General features: G+C 41.0%; 2 protein-coding genes. Both read right to left on the minus strand.

The window, feature by feature from the left end; all coding sequences use genetic code 11:
* Positions 1 to 624: 624 nt before the first annotated feature.
* The gene (locus AC1DWN_RS31395) at positions 625 to 1,716 is read right to left on the minus strand and encodes a prephenate dehydrogenase (RefSeq protein ID WP_477562779.1); all 1,092 of its coding nucleotides are present in this window, start codon (positions 1,714 to 1,716) and stop codon (positions 625 to 627) included.
* A gap of 4 nt (positions 1,717 to 1,720) precedes the next feature.
* On the minus strand, positions 1,721 to 2,818 hold the full coding sequence (gene hisC / locus AC1DWN_RS31400) for a histidinol-phosphate transaminase (RefSeq protein ID WP_477562780.1): 1,098 nt from the start codon (positions 2,816 to 2,818) through the stop codon (positions 1,721 to 1,723).
* Positions 2,819 to 3,016 lie beyond the last annotated feature (198 nt).

Genomic DNA, 3,016 nt, shown 5'->3' on the forward strand with positions numbered 1-3,016 from the left:
ATTATGTACTAAGCCCTCTTAGATTCATTTTTTGAAATTATATGAAGCATTAATAGGGATATCTCCGATTTAGTTTCAGAAATTGAATATAATAGATGTTTCAGCTCATCTGTGCCCACTTTCCGGTGATTTAACTGCAAATTCTGAAACTAAATCGTCTATAATTCCATAATACCGATCAGTAGTTTCAGAAAGTGAAACTAATTCCTCCCCTAATTTATCGACCTTCCCGCAAATCCCACTAATCCCTTAAATACATATACATTCGAGGCAATATCCCTTCAACCAATAGAGGGTTAGTCGAGGACCATTATTTCCCCTTACCACTAGGCTATCATTACTTTTTTACAACAGCTTGTATTGGATAATCAACGGTGATATGAAGAATTTTGTTCTTTTATTTTTTAACAAACGAAGTATGTTATTCTCTTGTACTATAAAAAAAAACCACTCCGAGGAGTGGTCAGCTTTCATTATGAAAGCTATAGGTTTAGGATAGGAGTGGAGAGAAACCATACTGTACCTTTATTATATGTATACGCTTCCATAATGTCAATAAGCGTTTTCATTTTATTTTATAAAAGGTAGTTCTTACTTTTTTTCACAAAAAAATGATGCACACCCTTATAGGTGTACATCATATCCGTTTGCTGACAGAAGGACGATGGCTTGATCCAAATACTCTTGGCTTCGGAAAGACAGCCTTAAAATGCCTGGCACATCTTCTCTACTCTCAATAATCTGAATGTTGCTTAGATTAATTAAGCTATTCCCTAGCTCACTCGTAATTTTACCAATGATACCAGGATGATCGGGTACGTCTACGTAACAATCATATGCCGAGAGAATCATCCCTTTGCGTCGCTCCGGCATTCTACTGCGGAATTGCCCAGCCGCYTGGAAAGCATCTACTATCGCATCTCCATCTGAATTTTCCAGCATCGCAACAAATTTATTCGTCTCTTTGCCCCAATCGCGAAGTAATTGAAGTAAGATAGTCCGATTATTAATTAATATATCACGCCATACGATAGGATCCCCCGAAGCTATTCGGGTAATATCACGGAAGCCCCCCGCAGCTAGCGATTCATATAGATCATTTTTCTCATTATAACCGCGAACCTGATTTACTAGCGATACTGCGATCATGTGTGGAAGATGGCTAATTGCGCCTACGATCTCATCATGCGCTTGGGCGTCTACTACAACGATATTAGCTTTCGTATAACTAAGAAGCTCCGTCAATCGTTCTATAGCTTCAATTGGCGTTGTTTCTTCATGTGTTAATACATAAAAGGCATTCTCATATAGATGTGAAGAAGCCGCTTCAACACCCGAACGCTCCGAGCCTGCCATCGGGTGGCCCCCAATAAATACAGCCTTCCCAAAATCCAGCTCTCTCGCGCATGCCATGACAGACGCCTTCGTACTGCCCGCATCTGATATAATGCAACCGGGTTTTAAATTAAAAGAGCTGATCTTGACAATATACTCTTCTATGTTTCCGACTGGCACACAGATAAAAATAAAATCCGCCTGCTCTGCAGCCTCTTGCATGGAGGTTGTCGCATAATCCACAACGCCCCGTTGCATATATTTATCTACTTGAGAAGGACGATTCGAATGCCCGATTACCGTAATATCCGGCTTCCCTTTTAAACAAAGGGCAATCGAGCCTCCGATTAGTCCTACTCCGAAAATCGCTACTTTTGTCATAAAGTTATCCTTGCACCGTCGCTTCCTGCAATACTTGCTCTAAAGCTTTAATAAACTTTTCATTTTGATCAGAAGTACCTACTGATATACGAATATAATTCGGATAATGCGTCCAACGCGATCTGGATATAATGCCTCTGCGCAGCAGACCATCAAATACCTCTGGTGAAGGACGTTTCACGTCAACCATTAAGAAATTTCCATAGGCAGGGAAATAAGAAAGTCCTAGACGATCAAATTGTTCGGCTAGATAAGTCAGGCCTTGTTTATTTTGTTCACGACAATAAGTAATAAACTCCTCGTCGGCTAGTGCTGCTTTCGCTGCTGCTTGCGCAACGCGCGACGTATTAAACGGCTCACGAACCTGATTAACAAACCGAATTACATCAGGATGCCCGATTCCATAACCGATTCGCAGTGCAGATAAGCCGTAGATTTTGGAGAATGTACGCAATACAATTAAATTCCGGTGCTCACGAAGCAGTTGGACTCCGTCTGGAAAATCCGTATCCTCAACAAATTCACCGTACGCTTCATCAAGAACGACTAGTACATCAGCTGGAACTTGCTTTAGAAATTCAGACAGCTCCGGCAGCGTCACTATTGTTCCAGTAGGATTGTTCGGGTTGCAGACCCAGATGATTTTCGTACGGCTTGTTATCTTGGTCAGCATCGCAGGCAAATCATGCTTGCCTTCTTTTAATGGCACCTCGATAATATGTGCATTTTCAATCTCTGCGTTATGTTTATATTGGGAAAATGTTTCATCCGCTAAAATCGTTTCGTCCCCAGGGACGATAAACGCTCTGTTTATCATCAAAATAATATCACTAGAACCCRTACCAAATATGATTTGGTCAGTTTCTACATCCAGCTTTTGTGCTAGTGCTTCTGTAAGCTCTATGCTCGCACCATCCGGATAAATATTTAAGTTACCCAATTCTTCAATAATTGCCGCTTTAGCCTGTTCAGAGCTTCCAAACGGGTTTTCATTGGAAGCCAGCTTAATTACTTCCTTCAATCCTAATTCTCTCTTGACATCTTCAACCGGCTTACCAGGTTGGTAGACGGGAAGGTGGACGATATTACTTTTCGGCTGCATGTGCCGTTCACCTCTTTTTAATAGAGTCTGGTTTTATTGCTTGCTATCCATTGTCTCATATCTGTTTGCGGTTTTAAAGTATTTTTAAACGAACGAAAGCCTCCTGCTATTCTAGCAGGAGGCACTTCAGTCTGATTATATGGTTTAACCTTTCAACTGAGCGACAAAATCACCAATTTGTTTAAGTCCAGCTTCACG

Source organism: Paenibacillus sp. P4_A7 (genome assembly GCF_056402455.1).